An 18,729-nucleotide genomic window follows, 5' to 3' on the forward strand; every position below is an offset into this window, starting at 1 on the left:
TAAGCAGGTGTTTTAAATATTTATTACCAAAAATGGCTTTAATGTCTAGGAAGTATTCGAGTGCTTACAGCTAAAAACGTATAGTTATTCTCTACAAAATAAATTTTCAATCTAGATATCTTTTCGATACATTGAAGTCATTTCTACCTCTCCATTCTTACTCCATTATTATTTCTTTGGAATTAAATTTTCCGCTAGATTTTATTTCATCGACAATTTCTTCAGCTGATTTCGACGAACCAAATGCACCGAAAGAAGAATAAAAATCGACAGTTTCTTTATCTTTCTCCTGATTCAAGTAATTTGATAAAATTTCAATCAGCTTTTTTTTGCTTACAAAACTCAAACTTTCAAAAAGCTTAGAATAAGCATTTACGATATGTTTTTCAGCATCTTTCACACTCAAATTTACATAAAAATTTTCATCACAAAATACTGAAAATAAGAAATTTACGAGTCGATTACTGCAAAGCTAACCCTTCGACCACTTTAAAATCTCCTTGCTCGTCTGTAATAAATGTCATTGGATGTTCTGGGTCTTTAATAATCTCGAACAAGAGATATCCCCATGGTTTCCAGAAATTCTCCAGCACTTGTCCATACGTTTTTACTGCCCAATTATCAAAAATCGGCTTTAACGTAAAATCATTTAATGGCATGGGTTCTACATAGATTTTTTGTGGGGTTTCCATATAGGTGTATTCCGGCAGGCGATTGAACAGATAGGCAGAGTAAAAATAACGTGCGCATATTTCTTCAAACTGAATCGGATGCAACACATGGCCTTTCACTTTTGCCAAAACATCTTCGTGATAAATAGCATGGGTTCCATTATCCTGAAGCGTAGCGATAATCGCAAAATCATTCATTCGCAACGAAAAAACTAAGGTGTTGATTTCATCGCGGTACATAAACGTATTTTCTGGATTATTCACAGGAAAAACCTGAATGGAAAATGGCAATTGATGTTCAAATTCCATTGGAACAATCAGCGATTGCAACATGGCATGCAGGTTGCGAAATTTATGCACCAACGCTTGAGAGAAATTCATTTCCTCACCAGTCAAAACAGCCTGACGAATACCTGCTTGAATCTCATTAAACACAACTCCGTATACGATTTTGGCTACCCATTGAAAAAGTGTGGTATGCGACAAATCTTTTACAGCTTCATATCCTGAATTCATTGCTTGTTCAACTTCCAATTCAATTTTCTCTAATGCATGGCTTGTAGTGCAAGAACATGGCAACTGCAACTTTTTGTAAGTAACCATGCTTTCGTCAAGCATCTTAAAAGGCTGGTCCTCCAAATTGAACGCTTGCATCATCCAAACAGGAAACACCTGAATTGTTTCATCTGCGGATTGCAATTCAGCTCCACTCAGAAAACAGGTTTTATTGTCAAATTTGAATTCAGAAAAAGGGTTGTATACGATATTTGCCATAGCTCGACAAAGGTAAAAGAAATTACAAAGGGAATGGATTTTCTATCGTCTTATTGCTTAAAACTGACGATTGATTAGTCGAGGTAGCCTCGAATAAACTGGGAGATTTCTTCTCCTCGATTCAGGACCATAAAATGGCCACCGCCCATGACAGGAACAACTTGTTTGACATTGGCAAATGGAATCACGCGGTCTTCAGTTCCATGTACATGTAGAAACTCGGAAGGCTCTACTGTATTTTCCCAATTTCGAATAGCCTTCATCGCCCACTTCAAAAATTTAGGGTCGGTATCGCGGATAATTTCAGCTAGCAAATCTTTGTCTTTTTGTTCCGTCACGCCAAAAGCTTTGTAAATCATGGAATTGGGCTTTGTCAATAGTTTTCCTGGAATCAGATTTGTTAACGGCGCTAAAAAAGACCAAAATCCGTCTTGGGGAAGCTCATTTTTTGATTTTGCCGAAGAAAGAAAAATGATTTTTTCAAAACTATAGGTTTTCGCTAATTCGCTGATGCACATCCCACCAAATGAAACTCCGATGACCGTTGCGCCAGATTTTGGCAATTGATGAGCTTCTGCCAGACGAATAACATAGTCTTCCATCGCTTCTTTTGGTTCCGGCGAAATCCAATCCATATGAATCACTTCGTATCCTGAAAAATCAATCGCAGAAAAAGCTCTTTTATCTGCACCCAAACCACTAAAGACGTAAAGTTTCATAATTCTAAAGATAGTCTAATAAGGCGTAAGGAACAAGAATAAAACACGCGGAGGAAAAGTAAAACATTTTTCTGAATTACTAAAAATATTAGTAATTTTAAGTTATGTTGGAGGAAAAAGAAAACCCGTATTTTAAAGGAAGAGGAGCACAAATCAACATTCATAATAAATTTCTGAATGATGTGTATGCCAAAGAGCATGTGGAGGGAATTGATGATTGGGAGGAACCTGACAGCAAAACAAGTTTTATTTATGAATCCGGAAAAACGATTGTCAACAAGGTAACAAGCCCTGACGTGGGCATGGCCTATTCTTTAAATCCCTATCAAGGGTGTGAGCATGGCTGTATTTATTGCTATGCCCGAAATTCGCATCAGTTTTGGGGCTTTAGTGCAGGGCTTGATTTCGAACGAAAAATCATTGTGAAAAAGGATGCTCCCATTCGTTTTAAGAATTTTCTAGAAAAGAAAAATTGGGATGCTTCAACGATTTCTTTATCTGGCAATACGGATTGTTATCAGCCCGCTGAGCGTAAATATAAATTGACTCGACAGCTCTTGGAAATAGCCTTGCAATACAAACAGCCTATTGGCATTATTACTAAAAATGCATTGATTTTAAGAGATGCGGATATTTTGGAAGAAATGGCTAAGTTAAATCTCTGTATGGTTTACGTGTCAATCAACAGCCTGAACGAAGACTTGAGACAAGTGATGGAGCCCAGAACTACTACAGCAAAACAGCGGTTAAAAATCGTCCATGAACTGAGCAAACGAGGCATTCCTATGGGCGTGATGGTTGCACCTTTAATCCCTGGATTGAGCGACCATGAAATCCCTCAAGTGTTGAAAGCGATTGCAGATGCCGGAGCAATCCGTGCAGGATATACAGTTGTTCGATTGAACGGAGCAATTGGGCAAATTTTTGAAGATTGGTTAAGAAAGAATTTTCCAGATCGATTTGATAAGGTATGGCATATGATTCAAAACTGTCATGCAGGGAATGTCAACGATAGCCGTTTCGGAGAACGCATGAAAGGCGATGGCAAAATCGCCAAATTGATTGAAGATAATTTCCGTTTGCATTGCAGACTCAATGGCTTGAATGTAAAAGAAATATCGTTAAATCATGATTTATTTGAAGGTCCGAATAATCAGTTGAAGTTGTTTTGAAAGATTGTATCTCTTCAGAACATCCTGAATAGCATACACATAAAAGTCTTTCAAGATTAAAAAGTAATACCTAAATTTAATTATGGAAAATGATATTTATAATTTATCATTAAAGAGAGACAAAAAGCTTGTCAATTGTGATCTTGAGATTTACAGTTGGTTTGAGGCTGATGTGTTTTATTATTACGGTCCCGCTTTAGAGATGGTGGGTTACGGGAATACTATGAACGAAGCAGAAAAATCGTTCGATTACATGCTGAATGATCTTACCAAAAATAGCTCTGGAAACGAAAATTTGTTAAAAGAATTAGTACGATTAGGATGGACTAAACATGTCAATCAGTCACTTGTCGTACAACCGACAACAGATTATTTGCTAAAGAATAACGAAGATTTTAAGTATTTACTTTCAAGAACCAATATAGAACTCAGCAAGTTTAATAGGACAGTTAATTTCTTTCTATAATGAATGACCATCAAATCCCTATGAAATATTAACCTACGTCAATTTGAAGATTTTCTCCAATTGTGTGGCTGTACCTTAGTGGAAAAACATTCAGGCGGGGGACATATTAAATACATTCGTTCAGATCTTTTCCGACCGATAATTTTTCAATCTCCTATCAATCCAGTTCCTGAGTTTATTATAAAAAACGCGTTAAGACCATTAGGAATTTCGAAGGAAGAATTTCATTTAATTCTGGAAAAGAAAATCACTGTTACTAAGGAAGCCGGTAAATACATTTTGAAAGACAACTAAATTTTTCAATAAATTCAATTCTCGCTTTGCTGTTCGATATCTTTCAAAGGAAGATGTTGGAGTATAAATAAAAGAAACTTGCAATACTAATAATCTGTTTAAGGCGGATTGCAAATCCGCTATTATCAGTGATTCATGATGTCCCTTCGGAACATCACGATAGCATAAAGATATCAAATGACAAATTACTTGTCTTATTGAGGAACTAAATTTTGTGTACAAAACTTTTGGAAGATGTTGACAGTAAAGTGTTATATGATTTTTTTGTCCGTAGGCTCCTAAACCAGTAAAGTATCTAGAATAAAGAATAGAGTTCGGATTATACTTTCTTTTAAAGCCTCGTTAGAGGCTGAATGTTTGTAGAAATAGTTATGAGGGTGAAATGCGTGCCGTAGGTACGCAATCCAATACAAAGGATTTTTATGGTTTTAAAATAAATTGTTGCATACCTACGGCACGCTGATTTTATTGCGCATTCTTTTCCTACAAACATTTCGCTCCTACGGAGCAAATTCAAAAGCAATACAGTTCCAGTCAATGTGCCGTAGGCACAACCACTTTATAGAAAAAAATCCAAGAAAATTTTGTGCCATAGGCAAAACAATCCCTAGGGCGCGTATCTACGGCACGAAATTATTAAGGAAATAATAGAACTACAAAGCGGTAACTCCTACGGAGCAATATGTATATTGCTGAGCCAGGATTAAATCTGTCATTGGTAGCGAAGCGAAATTTCTCAAATAGAAATCAGATTCTTCATTTCATTCAGAATGACAAACTCTGCAATTTTTTGAATTTTTAATTTTGAATTTTGAATTATACAACGCTAACTTTAAAATCTTTAAATACTAATACGCCTTCAACTATTTTTCCTTCTTGGTTTTTGACAGCTTTCAATGTTGAGGTCTTCCCCTTTTCTAGCAGATTTCTCAATTCCTTTTCATCTAGCGTCACGCCATTTAAGGTACGCCAGATTTTAAAATCACATCCTCGCGCGTATAAATCACATTGCGCAACTTTGTCGTACAACTGCACTTTTCCGGAAGCACATTTTGGGCATTTAATGTTGTTTTTTTGCAAAGGAACAGGAGCCTCGTGCGCAATGCTGACACGCAATTGAACAAGTTCTTTCGTGATGCGCTCCGTGTAATCCTTAATGTGTTTCATAAAAAGATCGTAAGAAACCTTATTTGCGCGCATTTCTTCTAGCTTTTGTTCCCACTTGCCCGTCAACGTGACTTTTGCGATCGAACGATCTTTCACTAAATTATACAATGTCAATCCTTTTGGCGTGGGAATCAACTTTTTCTTATCGCGTTTGATATATTCACGCTGAAAAAGCGTTTCTATCGTTGCGGCCCTTGTTGCAGGCGTTCCCAAACCGCAATCTTTCATCGCTTGGCGCATCTCCTCATCTTCGATTTCCTTTCCGGAAGTTTCCATCGCTTTTAATAAAGACGCTTCCGTATGGATTGGCTTTGCTTTAGTAAACCGTTCGGAAAGATCTACGGCTAAAACTTCCAAGATTTCTTCAGCTGACAACTTTGGCAATTGTACATTTTCATTGTCTTGATCGTCTGAGTTTTTATCTTCATCGGGCGCTTCCATCTGTTCGGGGGACAAACGCCAGCCGTATTGACGGATAACAGTACCTTTGGCAATCAGCTCAACGCCATTCGCATCCAACGTCACCGTTGTGATATCTTTCAAACAAACTTCCGAAAAACTTTCAACCATGCGCTTTGCAATCATGTTGTAAATGTTTTGCTGATCCATTGGCATGGCACTCGGTTTTTCATCAGTCACCAAAAGCGCATGGTGATCGGTTACTTTCTTATCATCAACCGAGCGTTTATTCAGCTTTGCGTCTAGTAGATTTCCCGCTATTCCAGCAATGCTTTCATGTGCAGTTGCTGAAAGATGCTGAAACAATTCCGGAACTTTCTCAAAAACATCTTCACCGATATAGCGCGAACCAGTCCTTGGGTAGGTAATCACTTTCCGTTCATATAAACTCTGCGCAATGTTCAATGTTTGATCGGCAGAATATCCATATTTTTTATTCGCATCTTGCTGAAGAGAGGTTAAGTCAAACAACAGCGGTGGCTGTTCTTTAGTTTCTTTCGCTTCAACTTTCAGTACTTTGGCTTCCGATCCTACAGTTATTTTGGCAACCGTTTCTTCAGCCAATTCTTTTACATCAATTTTCGAGGATGTCGCTTTAAAGGCAATTGCATCCTTTTCAAAACTTGCCTGGATTTTGTAAAATGCTTGAGGTTTAAATGCTGTATTCTCCAGATAACGCGAACAGATCATGGCCAAAGTCGGCGTCTGAACCCTTCCCAAAGAAAGCAAACCTTGATTGCCTGCAGCGAGCGTAATTGCCTGAGTCGCATTAATGCCGATCAACCAATCTGATTCAGAACGGCTGCGCGCGGAGAAATACAGACTATCATATTCTGTTCCTTCCTTTAGCGTAGCAAAACCTTCTTTTATCGCTTTGTCCGTTTGTGAAGAAATCCACAATCGTTTGAACGGAACCTTAGCTCCCAAATAGTAATAAATATTCCGAAAAATCAATTCACCTTCTCGCCCAGCATCGGTTGCCACAATGATTTCTTCAGCTTGCTCAATTAAGGATTTGATAATGTTCAATTGCTTTAAAGCTCCTGCATCATCAATCTGTTTTCCATCTTTTCGGATTTTCTTCGCTTCAAGTTTAAACTCTTGCGGAATAATCGGAAGATTCGCTATCGACCAAGTCGAATATCCATACGACTGCGGTGTACACAGCTGTACCAAATGCCCAAATGCATAGGTAAATGCATATCCATTCCCACCGATATATCCTTCTTTCGCCTCCTTCGCCCCCATCACGCGAGCTAAATCACGCGCGACAGAAGGTTTTTCTGCAATTACCAATTTCATTACTTACTGATTTTTTGAGTTTTAATGCTAGGATTAATCCAACGATGCAATGGAAATTCCTTTAATCTTTCTATACAAATCAACAGCGTACACATCGGTCATGCTGGACACATAATCTAACACCGCACGTATTTTGGAATAGGTGTCTGTCTGATCTGTATAAAACTGTGGCGGAATCATTGCAATCATTTTTTTATCAAAAATAGTTTTATCCTCGTCAGCTTTTAAATAGGCGGGAATAAATTCCTCTAGCAAAGCATTCATGACTTTATAACCCGCAATTTCAATCTGCACAACCGTTGGCGCATTATAAATCTGCTTCATAGAAATCGACGCTATTCTTTTCATCTGAGCGACTACATCATCTTCCAACGCATCCATTAATGCTTTTGGAAATGTACCTGAAAGAAACTGTTGCTGATTTTTATAAAACACTTCGGCGCAGCCGTGAATCAAGGTATTGATCGCTTTTGCCCGCAGCAAAGAAACTTTGCTCGACGCATCCAACAATCCGTTCAAGCGCTCTTTCAATTTGTCATCCTTACACAAAGGCAACAGCAACTCTTCCACTTCCTGGTACGACAAGATTTTTAAATGATGCGCATCTTCCAAATCGATAATGTTGTAGCAAATATCATCGGCAGCTTCTACTAAATAAACCAAAGGATGACGTAAGTATCCATTCGGATTAGTTGGATCTTTCTCCAAACCCAAATCTTCTGCTATTTTATAGAACGTTTCTTTTTCTGAATCAAAGAAACCATATTTTTTACGATGATGATTTCCTTTTACGTGACCATCGATTGCTGCGCATGGGTATTTAACAATGGAAGCTAATGTCGTGTAAGTCAACGCAAATCCTTTATCATCTTTTCCATGAAAGGCATGCGTTAAAATTCGCAAGGCATTTGCATTTCCTTCGAAATGGGTGATATCCGCCCATTCCTCTGGACTTAATTCATTTTTAAAACGCTGTCCTGCACCCTGTGTAAAATAGGTAGAAATTGCCGCTTCGCCGGAATGCCCAAATGCCGGATTTCCTAAATCATGCGAAAGACAAGCTGCAGAAACAATGTTTCCCACTTCTTGCAAGTACGGATAGTCTACATCCATATTTGGATTTTCAGCACGCATCAAGGTATAGAAAAGCCTTCCCAACGATCTACCTACACTCGCTACCTCTAAACTATGCGTCAATCGATTATGGACAAATACAGCTCCAGGCAATGGAAAAACCTGCGTTTTATTTTGCAATCTTCGAAACGGAGATGAAAAAATCAATCGGTCATAATCCCGTTGAAATTCAGAGCGTGCATCAACTTGATCGCCTAATGGACGGCTCTCGTAACCCCAACGTTTTGCTGAAAGCAATTGTTTCCAATTCATACTGTGATTTTGATGAAATTAAGCTCAAAGATAAGCTTTCTTGGGATTAATCAGCTGAACTTAGTCTGTTGCAATCAGGGCATGCTTCTTAGCCAATTTGTAGTAAAAGGATAGTACCAAAGCATTTATAATCCATAAAACAGCGAAAAAAATAATCCAAATTATATCATAATGATGTATTACTTTTTGAGGATTCGAATATAAGATTGCATTATACAGTAAAAAAGACAAAGCAATTAAGAGACAGGAAATAATCAGAAATCTGATGGTATTAAATGCGTCGTCTACGCTCATCTTTTTTGGAAAAATCAAAGCATAGAATAAGTATAGCACTGCAAAAGAACCAAAAATAACGAAATACGGAACATCAACCGTTTCTTCAGTGCCGATAGTAAAGAATAATTTGCTAAAGGAACAAGTAAAAGCAAGAATGCTGAAAAAACACCCAATGATCAGCAATAATATTTTAGGCTTAATGCGTAACATATTCATTGAATTTGTAGTACTAAGCTAATCAATTTTAATTAAATTCGTAAATTTAGATTCAAATCTAACATGTATGTCAAACTACTCCATTCCTGATCCCAAAAACTTTGAAAGCACACATCAAGGTAAGAATACACATTTGTTTATCTTGAAAAATAGCCGAGGTATGCATGTTGCTTTCACGGATTACGGAGCTAGGATCGTAAGCATACTTGTACCAGATAAGAATGGAGATTTACGTGATGTGGTTTTAGGTTTTAATTCCATCCAGGAATATTATGATGCCAAAGAAGCTTACCACGGCGCAACGATAGGTCGATTTGCAAACCGCATCGCCAACGGAAAATTTAAATTGGGTGACCAAGAATTCACCTTGGCTACGAATAATGGCCCAAATGCGTTGCATGGCGGACCAACCGGCTTCCACAACCAAGTCTGGAATCGGCGTGTGAATTTCGAGAATAAAGTGGATTTCATTTACACTTCAGAAGATGCCGAAGAAGGATATCCTGGAAAATTAACGGTCCACTGTTCATACGAATTAACCGAAGAAAATGAGCTGATTATTCGCTATCAAGCGACCACCGATAAGCCAACAATCGTAAATTTAACCAATCATGCATATTTTAATTTGGATGGCGAAGATACGGGCTCAATTTTGGAACATCTTGTCAGCATTCCATCGGAAGAATATTTAACAATTAATGAATTTCAGATCCCAACTCAAAAAACACCCGTAGAGAATACCCCCTTCGATTTCAGAAAACCAAAACGGATTGGAGAATCCATTAATTCTCCCGATGATCAACTCACATTTGCCAATGGGTACGACCACTCATTTATTCATGCGCAAGATCCAACCCAACCCTGTGCTACAGCGATCGGTTCGGCTTCTGGAATTAAGCTAGAAGTATTTACAACTTATCCAGGCGTTCATTTATATTCTGGAAATTTTCTGAACAGTATTGACAAAGGAAAACAAGGTACAGCTTACCAGCCAAACGATGCATTCTGTTTGGAATGTCAATTTTTTCCAGACAGCGCTAACCGAAAAGATTTTCCATCCTGCGAATTATTGCCAAATGAAACATTTAAGGCAATCATCAGCTACAAATTTGGCATCAGTCTAGCCATTTAACAGGCGTTAAATAATCTATAAAACTTTTATCTATTTTGCGATTATCTTTCGTAAAAGTGTATATTATGTCTTAAATTTGTGGACAAAAATAAAATATTTTCATATGGAATATGATGTTATCGTAATTGGAAGTGGTCCTGGTGGATATGTTGCCGCAATCAGATGCGCTCAATTAGGATTAAAAACAGCAGTAATAGAAAAATATAGCACGTTTGGAGGAACTTGTTTGAATGTAGGTTGTATCCCGTCAAAAGCTTTGTTGGATTCTTCAGAACATTACCACAATGCAGCACACAATTTTGAAGCTCACGGTATTGGCTTGAGCAATTTAAAATTGGACATGAAGAAAATGATTGCTCGCAAAGATGATGTAATCGCACAAAACACAGCTGGTATTACTTATTTATTCAAGAAAAATAAAATTGATTCTTACGAAGGTTTAGGATCGTTTAAAGATAAAAACACCATCATCGTTACGAAAGCTGATGGAAAAACAGAAGAATTAAAAGCTAAAAATGTAATCATTGCGACAGGTTCTAAACCGACTGCTTTGCCATTTTTGCCTATTGATAAAAAACGGATTATTACTTCAACAGAAGCGTTGAACTTGACCGAAGTTCCAAAACACCTAATCGTTATCGGCGGTGGAGTTATTGGTTTGGAGTTAGGATCAGTTTATGCTCGTTTGGGCTCGAAAGTTTCCGTTGTTGAATTTGCAAAATCCATTATCGGCACGATGGATGCTGGTCTTGGAAAAGAATTGCAACGTGTTTTGAAAAAATCATTGGGCATGGAATTCTTCTTGGGACATAAAGTTACTGGAGCTTCAGCCAAAGGCAAAAAAGTTACGGTAACAGCAGAAGACGCGAAAGGCGAAACTGTTTCATTAGAAGGAGATTACTGCATCGTGGCTGTTGGACGTACGGCTTACAACGAAGGATTAGGATTAGAAAATATCGGTCTAAAGGTCGAAGAGAGAGGCAATAAAATCACGGTTAACGAACATTTAGAGACTTCGGTCGCTGGCGTTTACGCAATCGGCGATGTGGTTAAAGGTGCCATGTTAGCGCATAAAGCAGAAGATGAAGGTATTTTTGTTGCTGAATTAATCGCAGGTCAAAAACCTCATATTGATTACAACTTGATTCCGGGCGTGGTTTACACTTGGCCAGAAGTTGCTTCCGTTGGACAGACCGAAGAACAATTAAAAGAGTCAGGAAAACAATATAAAGCAGGATCATTTTCATTCAAAGCATCGGGACGTGCGAAAGCGTCTGGTGATACAGATGGTTTTGTAAAAGTATTGGCTGATAAGGAAACTGATGAAATTTTAGGAGTCCACATGATCGGACCACGTGCGGCAGATATGATCGCAGAAGCGGTAACCGCCATGGAATTCAGAGCATCGGCAGAAGACATCGGCCGCATATGCCACGCGCATCCGACGTATACCGAAGCGTTTAAGGAAGCTGCTTTAGCTGCAACAGCAAATCGAGCAATTCACGCTTAACCATATTGAAAGAGGCATTTTTAAAAATGCCTCTTTTTTTTGATAGAATTTTGACGCCTCACGAGATTCCATTAAATTTAGAACAAGAATAACAGACACCAAATTTTAACATCAACTTACTGAAAAATGAATTTTTATACAAGAAAGTGGGTCAAACCAGAAGATTTAAATCCAAACGGATCTTTGTTTGGGGGAACTTTATTGCGCTGGATTGATGAAGAGGCGGTAATCTACGCCATTGTTCAATTAGGAAACCCACATGTAGTCACCAAATACATTTCTGAAATCAATTTCGTAAGCTCTGCGCAGCAAGGCGATATTATCGAATTGGGAATTGAAGCTACTCATTTTGGAACTACGTCGCTGACTATGCGTTGCGAAGTCCGAAATAAGATCACGCGCAAAACAATTTTATCGATTGATAAATTAGTGTTTGTTAATCTGGATAAAGACGGCAACCCAACTCCGCATTTGAAGAAAGAAATTACCTATGCCTATATGGGCATCGATAATACGCGATTGGATTAAATCGTATTGGTCGATTTGATATCTTTCTTCACATCTCTTTCCACATAAAAAGAAACGATTGGAATTAAGGATAACACGAAATATTTAACCACTCGGCCAAAAGTCCAGTTGTAGGTTTGCCAACATGCTATTAATAAAATAACAAATACAACGACTAAAAACCCATGAATAGACCCTGCAATTTTTACTGCATCGGGTATATCAGCCAAGTATTTTAGCGGCATGGCTACAAAAAAAAGGATAACAGTTGAAATGGCTTCCCAAAGCGCGACTTGTTGAAATATTCGTAACATACTGATTGTTTGGAGGCAAAATAAAGCATAAATAATCCTTTTATCAAAGAAAACGGATGAAGTGACCAGTTTTTGACATTCGTTATCAAATCCATATCAAATTCGTTCAAATAATGCAATAAGCGCAAATGGATTAGGCTGTAAAGAAAAAAAAAGTGTACTTTTGGGAGTATGAAAATGCATTTCTTAACGACAAAATAATTTTATGAATTACGACGTAATAGTTATTGGAAGTGGACCCGGCGGCTACGTAGCTGCTATCCGATCAGCACAATTAGGATTTAAAACAGCGATTATAGAGCGTGAAGCTTTAGGCGGAATTTGTCTTAATTGGGGTTGTATTCCAACCAAAGCCTTATTAAAAAGTGCACAAGTTTTTGAATATTTAAATCATGCCGAAGAGTACGGAATTAAAGTACAAGGTGGCGAAGCAGATTTTGGCGCGATAGTTAAACGCAGCCGTGGCGTTGCTGATGGCATGAGCAAAGGGATTCAATTCCTAATGAAAAAAAATAAAATTGACGTCATCATGGGTACCGCAAAAATTAAAAAAGGCGGCAAGATCGACGTCAAAGCAGCAGATGGTTCTTCCAAAGAATATTCGGCTAAGCATACGATTTTAGCGACTGGTGCTCGTTCAAGAGAATTACCTAATTTACCTCAAGACGGTAAAAAAATAATCGGCTACCGCCAAGCGATGAATCTGCCTGAACAACCTAAATCATTAGTTGTTGTAGGTTCGGGAGCGATCGGTGTTGAATTTGCGTATTTCTACAATTCCATTGGAACGAAAGTTACGATTGTTGAATTTATGGACCGCATTGTACCGGTTGAAGATGAAGAGGTTTCCAAACAATTGGAAAAATCATTGAAAAAAGCAGGAATCACTGTTTTGACTCAATCCGAAGTTCAGTCTGTTGACACAAAAGGTGCTTTAAGCAAAGTCAACATCAAAACTGCAAAAGGAACTGAAGTTATCGAAGCTGAAGTTGTTTTATCTGCAGTAGGCATCGCAGCTAACATCGAAAACTTAGGTTTAGAAGAAGTTGGCGTAAAAACTGAAAAAGGAAAAGTTTTAGTAGATGATTTCTACAAAACAAATATCGATGGCGTTTATGCAATCGGTGATATCGTGAAAGGCCAAGCTTTAGCACACGTTGCTTCTGCTGAAGCAATCACATGTATCGAAAAAATCAAAGGATTACATGTTGACCCGATCAACTACAACAACATTCCTGGATGTACATACTGTTCACCAGAAATTGCTTCTGTAGGTTACACAGAGAAAGCAGCTAAAGACGCTGGCTACGAAGTGAAAGTTGGTAAGTTCCCGTTCTCGGCTTCAGGAAAAGCTTCTGCTGCTGGAGCAAAAGATGGTTTTGTAAAAGTTATTTTCGACGCTAAATATGGTGAGCTTCTTGGAGCGCACATGATTGGTGCGAACGTGACTGAAATGATTGCTGAAATTGTTGTTGCTAGGAAATTAGAAACCACTGGTCATGAGATGATCAAAGCAATCCATCCGCATCCAACAATGAGCGAAGCGATAATGGAAGCAGCTGCTGACGCATACGGAGAAGTTATACACTTATAGAACTGATTTCTTTATAAAATAAAACGGGCTTCAGCAAATGTTGAAGCCCGTTTTTTATGATTTGAACTATTTTTATTTTAACACTAATTTCGATTCAAAAACTTCCACCTTCGGTTCCATATCTTCCTTTGTTTCGATGGCTTCAAATAAAATTTCAGCAGCTCTTTGGCCTTGCTCGCCAGGATATTGTTCAATGCTCCCCATCGGAGGATTTTCAATGTATTTCCACAACGGATAATTTGCGTAACTGATAAAATGCATGTCCTGGTTTAGAACTATTCCGCGCTGGCGGGCATATTTCATCACATCTAACGTCACGAAATCATTAAATGACACGATAGCCGAAGGACGTTCACTCAATGCACAAAGAGCCTCCATCGCATTTTCGTTTCCTTTCTCTGTCAAATCCGTGTTCACGACATATTTATCATCAAATGGAATCTTATGTTTCTTCAACGCCTTTTTGTAAGCATCCAAACGCTGTTCGGAAGCCAACAGACTTTTGGGACCATTGATCAATGCAATTTTTAAATGTCCTCTCGAACAAAAAGCTTCAATCGCTTCATCCATCCCTGTTGTCAAATCACTGAACACTTTATGGACATGATCTGAATCAGGAACACAATCGAAAAATACAATCGGAATTTTAGATTCATTGAGCAAATCAATAAAGCTAAAGTCTGTGGTGTTCTTCCCCACGGACATCAAAATCCCATCAACTCGATGTTTTTTAAATGTTTGGATGATTTTTAACTCCCTGACTTCATCGTCCAAGGATTGGCCTAATAAAACGGTATAATCTTTAGTATTCGCTAAGTTTTCAATTTCATTGATTGCCAACGTAAAAAAGGGCTCAGAAAGGCTCGGAAGAATAACTCCGATAGTAAACGTTTTCCGCTGTTTAAAAAAAATCGCAGTTTGATTTGGCTCGTAATTCAATTCCACGGCCATTTTTTTTACCCGCATGGTCGTTACCAATCCAATGCTAGGATGATCGTTGAGCGCACGAGAAACTGTCGAAGGAGAGATTTTAAGTCGCTTCGCAATTTCTTTGATGGTAGCTGGCTTATCGGTTTTCATTCTCAGAATCTTGTTTTCCTAAAGCTATAAAATTTTGTCGCAATTAGGAAACTTATTTGAGTTTTATCTGATCTTTATTAAATTTAAACATACCCTTTGCACCTTGGTTTTTGCCGATTGATTTGACAGCAACCACCTTGGCAGCATTCAGTTTGTCGATAGAAGCTATAGCCGACTTTGCGGTAGCGGCATTGTAAAATTTATTGTTTTGAATATGGTATAATGCTTCCGCGATTAACCCTTCCTCGGGATCACCGAAATCTTTTAGAAAATCTTCATAGGTGTGAATATCGGGCACCAATCCTCCAAAGTAATCTCCATATCCTTCGGAATTAAACATTTGGAAGGATGTTGGATACAGCTCTATATCATCTGAAACTATGGGGATAGCAAAGAATCCTATCGGCTTGCCATAGGTATTTTCTTTTGCACTATTGGAGCCATACGCGCCAACCAAAAGAACATCCATATAAGGTTCAAGTACATTGATCAACAGCTCACTCGCTGAAGCCGTTTCGTTAGTGACCAAAAAATACACTTGGCTCAAGTTTAGCGACCCTGATTTTCTAAAACTTACAGGCCCAAAGTATTCGGGATCGGTTAAAAAGCCCTCGCTTTCGAGAAGATCGTTGATGTCATAAGTAAACATTAACTGCCCATTTGCGCTTGAAGGGCAAATTTCATCTGCCAAATACTCCGCCGTCTCAACCAATCCGCCTCCATTATAACGGAGGTCAATAATCAAGTCGCTGATCCCGCTACTAGCGAAAGTTGAAAAAATATCTTCAAAGTCCCTGTACATTTGCGTGTAGCTTCCGTTTGTATTGGTTATGCTAACAAACGAACTAAACGCCAAATACCCAGCCTTTTTTGTTCCTAAGTCGAAAACTTCTACTGCTAAAATAGGATCGTACGTATAGATTGAGCTTCTGATGCTGGCTGTAACCTCTTGATTATTTTCATCAAGAAAAACAATATTCATGCTGGAAGCACTTAGCGCATTGTTCAAAAACTCGAAATCGCTAGCTTCCTGAGTCACATAGTCGATCTCTGAATTCCCATTGATGCTAATTATTCTCGATCCTCGTTGAATTCCCACTCCGTCCGCCGGTGAACCTGCATCCACCATGCGCACATATAATTCAGCATTATTTACGGCAGGATTTGTTTGCAGATAGATCAAATACATGCCATAGCTTGTGGCCACCGCTTCTTGAATTTCTGAACTTACTGCTCCTTGTCGATCCAAAAAACTAAACCGATCAATCGGATTCCCCGTCGTTGGATCGATGGGTGTGAGCGACATTAGCCAGCTCAACACATCTTGACCCGTTTCATAGTATTTTGTATAGCCTCGTAAGGTATCTTGGATTAGGATATCATTCAGATCCTCTGGAGGCATAGAAGATTCCCATAAGGAAAAGACTTTGGTGTAATACAGTATCGAATCCTTCACCAAATTCTTAAAAGGATCATCTTCGAAGGTTTCTCTGTTATCGACTGGTGCTTCGGTTGTCGGATCTTCGATTGATTTTTCACAACCAGCGATCGCAAAAGACAATGCAAAATAGAGCATCAAAAAATTAAAGTTTTTCATGGCTTATAGCGTATAAATAATCTATCCGAATATAAATTTGCCTCAAATCCTCCCCATGAATTTGATTATTAGATACAAGATAATTTAATCGAGAAAAAATTGCAAGCTCCCTTTTGTTGCAAAAATCAGATTGGATCGCAAATCCTAAGCATGTAGATACATCCCCCATTCGCATGCAATGGTTTAGAAATCGTTGGTGTTTAATGATAGATTAAATTGTAGAAGCGAACAAATTGTTGATTTTAAAAAAAATAACTCTTGAAAAAAAGACAGATCATTATACTTACTTATGTTATACTTTATCGAAATTTATTTTTTTGACTAGTTTTCGATAAAATCACAATTTACAGGACGGAAACACTGGAAATGTCCAAAGTCTGTATCTCGAAACGACTTAATTTTGGTTCGAAAATTTTTAAATAACTCAGGTATTTGTAACAAAAAAAACTATGCAACTAATAGATGTTCATTAGTTACAGAGTTTTTGATTTGATAGATCTCTATTGTATTGTTAGCCTCGACCAATAATTGGCTTTCACCCATTGAATTGACTAAACCACTATGAAATTTATCTTATTCTAACTTTTTTATTATCAAACTTAAACATTCCTTTTGAACTTGCGTTTTCGCCAATGGCTTTTAAGCCAATCACTTTATTGCTGTTCAGGCGATCTTTTGAAGCTATTTTAGATGTTGCACTATTCGTATTGTAGTACCTATTATTTTGGATATGATACAGCGCTTCTGCAATCAATCCTTCTTCTGGATCACCAAAATCTTTCAAGAAATCCTCATAGGTGTTTTGGTCAGGCACTAAACCGCCAAAATAATCGCCAAATCCTTTCGAATTGAACATCTGAAACGAAGTAGCGTATAGTTCAACTTCTGAATTGCCTAGCACAGGTTCAAATCCGAAAAACCCCACTGGCTTACCATAGGTATTTTCTTTGACTCCTCCACTCCCGAATGTTCCAATCAATTGAACATTCATGTAAGGCTCTAATACATTCATTAACAACTCACTTGCTGAGGCTGTTGAACTTGTTACCAGAAAATAAACTTTTGGTAAGTTGATTGATCCGATTTTATTGAATTTCACTGGACCAAAAGCTTCTCCTTCTGCTGTAAGGCCTTCATCCTGCAATAATTTATTTACTTTATAGGTGTACATTGGCTGACCATTTGTAGCTGTTGGCGCAATGCGATCTGCCAAATATTCTGCCGTGTTGGTTGATCCGCCACCATTGTAACGCAAATCAATAATCAATTCATTGATTCCTTCGCTCTGAAAACTCGCAAAGATATTTTCAAATCTGGTATACATCTGATTTGGAATCCCAGAACTGTAGACATCGACAAATGAACTGAATGCTAAATAACCCACCTTCTTAGTTCCTTGAGTAATCACTTTAGCGCTTAAAATTGGATTGAAACTATACAATGTACTTTGTATAGAAACCGTCTTGTCGGACTCTCCTTGATTCGAGATCACCAAGGTCATGCTCGAAGAATTTAAAGCATCATTGACGAATTTAAAATTTTGTCCAGCTTGTGTATTGTAATCAATAGCGGAATTGCCATTAATGCTTTTTATGCGTGTGCCTCTTTTGATTCCAGCATTTGCTGCAGGAGAACCAGCATCAACCATGCGAACGTACAGGTCGGCATTGTTATCAGTCGAACGATTTAAATAAAACAAGTACATACCGTAGCTCGTCGCTACCGCATCTTGAATTTCGCCGCTGACGACTCCTTCCCGGTCAATAAAACTAAACCGGTCAATCGGATTTCCAGTAGATGGATCGTTAGGTGTCAAAGCTTTTAAAGACTCTAAAACATCTTCGGCAGTTTCAAAATACTTTGTATAATCCCTTAAAGTAGATTGAATCAATAAATCATCAATATCCTTTGGTGGCAAAGAAGTCTCCCACAGTGAGTATACTTTTGTCCAATAAAAAACAGAATCTTTGAGTAAATTTTCTTTCGGATCGTCCTCGTAAGTTTGACGTTCGACAGAATCCTTTTTACAACCGCTTACGAAAAGCATGATTGCAGCGAAAACAATTGGAAAATACGTTAATTTCATGTAATTA

The 18,729-nt window shown here is 38.1% G+C and carries 16 protein-coding genes; 6 read left to right on the forward strand and 10 right to left on the reverse strand.

The window, feature by feature from the left end; translation table 11 throughout:
- Positions 1-157 precede the first annotated feature (157 nt).
- The 3 genes from C4F49_RS07430 to C4F49_RS07440 form a co-directional block, all read right to left on the reverse strand.
- Positions 158-406, reverse strand: coding sequence for a hypothetical protein (locus tag C4F49_RS07430; RefSeq protein WP_418895777.1), 249 nt, complete (start codon positions 404-406; stop codon positions 158-160).
- A gap of 55 nt (positions 407-461) precedes the next feature.
- Positions 462-1,445 carry a hypothetical protein gene (locus C4F49_RS07435; RefSeq protein WP_196935241.1) on the reverse strand — a complete coding sequence of 328 codons (984 nt, stop codon included), beginning with the start codon at positions 1,443-1,445 and terminating at the stop codon, positions 462-464.
- A 74-nt stretch (positions 1,446-1,519) separates the two neighbouring features.
- Positions 1,520-2,164 carry an alpha/beta fold hydrolase gene (locus C4F49_RS07440; protein WP_196935242.1) on the reverse strand — a complete coding sequence of 215 codons (645 nt, stop codon included), beginning with the start codon at positions 2,162-2,164 and terminating at the stop codon, positions 1,520-1,522.
- A 104-nt stretch (positions 2,165-2,268) separates the two neighbouring features.
- Between C4F49_RS07440 and C4F49_RS07445 the strand changes: the two genes are divergently transcribed.
- Together C4F49_RS07445 and C4F49_RS07450 are read left to right on the forward strand one after the other, a co-directional pair.
- Positions 2,269-3,336: a PA0069 family radical SAM protein gene (locus C4F49_RS07445; protein WP_196935243.1), complete on the forward strand. Its 1,068-nt coding sequence runs from the start codon at positions 2,269-2,271 to the stop codon at positions 3,334-3,336.
- A gap of 82 nt (positions 3,337-3,418) precedes the next feature.
- A complete protein-coding gene (locus C4F49_RS07450; RefSeq protein ID WP_196935244.1) occupies positions 3,419-3,802 on the forward strand; it encodes a hypothetical protein in 384 nt (127 codons plus the stop codon).
- A 1,110-nt stretch (positions 3,803-4,912) separates the two neighbouring features.
- Here the strand turns inward: C4F49_RS07450 and C4F49_RS07455 are convergent.
- The 3 genes from C4F49_RS07455 to C4F49_RS07465 are packed head-to-tail and all read right to left on the reverse strand — an operon-like array spanning position 4,913 to position 8,896.
- Positions 4,913-7,024 (reverse strand): type IA DNA topoisomerase, encoded by a 2,112-nt coding sequence (locus C4F49_RS07455; protein WP_196935245.1) that lies wholly within the window; start codon positions 7,022-7,024, stop codon positions 4,913-4,915.
- 33 nt (positions 7,025-7,057) lie between these two features.
- A complete protein-coding gene (locus C4F49_RS07460; RefSeq protein WP_196935246.1) occupies positions 7,058-8,410 on the reverse strand; it encodes a deoxyguanosinetriphosphate triphosphohydrolase in 1,353 nt (450 codons plus the stop codon).
- Between the two features lie 60 nt (positions 8,411-8,470).
- The gene (locus tag C4F49_RS07465; protein WP_196935247.1) at positions 8,471-8,896 is read right to left on the reverse strand and encodes a hypothetical protein; all 426 of its coding nucleotides are present in this window, start codon (positions 8,894-8,896) and stop codon (positions 8,471-8,473) included.
- 73 nt (positions 8,897-8,969) lie between these two features.
- Between C4F49_RS07465 and C4F49_RS07470 the strand changes: the two genes are divergently transcribed.
- The 3 genes from C4F49_RS07470 to C4F49_RS07480 all read left to right on the forward strand — a co-directional run bounded on the left by C4F49_RS07470 (position 8,970) and on the right by C4F49_RS07480 (position 12,072).
- Positions 8,970-10,034 carry an aldose epimerase family protein gene (locus C4F49_RS07470; RefSeq protein WP_196935248.1) on the forward strand — a complete coding sequence of 355 codons (1,065 nt, stop codon included), beginning with the start codon at positions 8,970-8,972 and terminating at the stop codon, positions 10,032-10,034.
- 103 nt (positions 10,035-10,137) lie between these two features.
- Positions 10,138-11,544: a dihydrolipoyl dehydrogenase gene (gene lpdA / locus C4F49_RS07475; protein WP_196935249.1), complete on the forward strand. Its 1,407-nt coding sequence runs from the start codon at positions 10,138-10,140 to the stop codon at positions 11,542-11,544.
- Positions 11,545-11,670: 126 nt separating this feature from the next.
- Positions 11,671-12,072, forward strand: a complete 402-nt coding sequence (locus C4F49_RS07480) for an acyl-CoA thioesterase (protein WP_196935250.1) — start codon at positions 11,671-11,673, stop codon at positions 12,070-12,072.
- Here C4F49_RS07480 and C4F49_RS07485 read toward each other — a convergent pair.
- Positions 12,069-12,365, reverse strand: a complete 297-nt coding sequence (locus tag C4F49_RS07485; protein ID WP_196935251.1) for a DUF3817 domain-containing protein — start codon at positions 12,363-12,365, stop codon at positions 12,069-12,071. The genes C4F49_RS07480 and C4F49_RS07485 overlap by 4 nt on opposite strands.
- 205 nt (positions 12,366-12,570) lie before the next feature.
- Between C4F49_RS07485 and lpdA (C4F49_RS07490) the strand changes: the two genes are divergently transcribed.
- Positions 12,571-13,959 (forward strand): dihydrolipoyl dehydrogenase, encoded by a 1,389-nt coding sequence (gene lpdA / locus C4F49_RS07490; RefSeq protein WP_196935252.1) that lies wholly within the window; start codon positions 12,571-12,573, stop codon positions 13,957-13,959.
- A 72-nt stretch (positions 13,960-14,031) separates the two neighbouring features.
- On the opposite strand, the gene C4F49_RS07495 is transcribed toward lpdA (C4F49_RS07490), so the two are convergent.
- The 3 genes from C4F49_RS07495 to C4F49_RS07505 all read right to left on the reverse strand — a co-directional run bounded on the left by C4F49_RS07495 (position 14,032) and on the right by C4F49_RS07505 (position 18,722).
- On the reverse strand, positions 14,032-15,039 hold the full coding sequence (locus C4F49_RS07495) for a LacI family DNA-binding transcriptional regulator (protein WP_196935253.1): 1,008 nt from the start codon (positions 15,037-15,039) through the stop codon (positions 14,032-14,034).
- Positions 15,040-15,091: 52 nt separating this feature from the next.
- On the reverse strand, positions 15,092-16,636 hold the full coding sequence (locus C4F49_RS07500; protein ID WP_196935254.1) for a S41 family peptidase: 1,545 nt from the start codon (positions 16,634-16,636) through the stop codon (positions 15,092-15,094).
- Positions 16,637-17,204: 568 nt separating this feature from the next.
- Positions 17,205-18,722, reverse strand: a complete 1,518-nt coding sequence (locus C4F49_RS07505; RefSeq protein ID WP_196935255.1) for a S41 family peptidase — start codon at positions 18,720-18,722, stop codon at positions 17,205-17,207.
- Positions 18,723-18,729: the final 7 nt, after the last annotated feature.

The sequence above is a fragment of the Sphingobacterium hungaricum genome (genome assembly GCF_015210005.1).
In the GTDB taxonomy this organism is placed as follows: Bacteria; Bacteroidota; Bacteroidia; order Sphingobacteriales; family Sphingobacteriaceae; genus Sphingobacterium; species Sphingobacterium hungaricum.